This is a genomic window from Arhodomonas sp. KWT (assembly GCF_010993615.1).
In genome coordinates this window covers 1-507 of sequence record NZ_WNXE01001158.1, presented here as the reverse complement: position 1 = coordinate 507, position 507 = coordinate 1, and the positions used below count along the sequence as shown (strand labels likewise).

Genomic DNA, 507 nt, shown 5'->3' with positions numbered 1-507 from the left:
CGTCTCCTTGCCCACCGTCGAGAACACGCTCGCGCGGGAGTAGTCGGTGATGTCCGCGGTGACGCGGAAGGTGCCATAGGCGCCGGCCCCCTTGGCGTGGACCACGCGCTCGGGGATACGCTCGCGGTTGAAGTGCGCCATGCGCTCGAGGAGGTGGTAGTCCTCCATCAGCACCGGGCCGCGCGGTCCCGCGGTCTTGGAGTTCTGGTTATCCGCCACGGGGGCGCCCGCGGCGTTGGTGAGGCGGTTTCTGTCCGTCATCGCTGTATCTCCCTGTGCGTGCGATTCGGATAGAACGCTACGCGTCACCCGCGCCCGGGTGAAATTGAAAGGGAGCATCATGACGATAGGCTATTCATTACCTCCCGCCGTGACGGTGGAAACCGGCAGCTGCAGGGTCTGGCGCTCGCCGTCGACGACCACCGACAGCCGCAGCCGCTCCACGGACTGCGCCTCCTTCGCCCCGGGGAAGAACATGAAGCCGTAGGCCAGCTCGCCGGGCTGGAT

At 66.7% G+C, this 507-nt stretch carries 1 protein-coding gene; it reads right to left on the bottom strand.

Annotation, left to right across the window (positions count from 1 at the left end):
• Positions 1-261, bottom strand: a 261-nt coding sequence (locus G7A99_RS24715; protein ID WP_163144726.1) for a catalase, incomplete at its 3' end; no start/stop codon positions are given.
• Between the last annotated feature and the right edge of the window lie 246 nt (positions 262-507).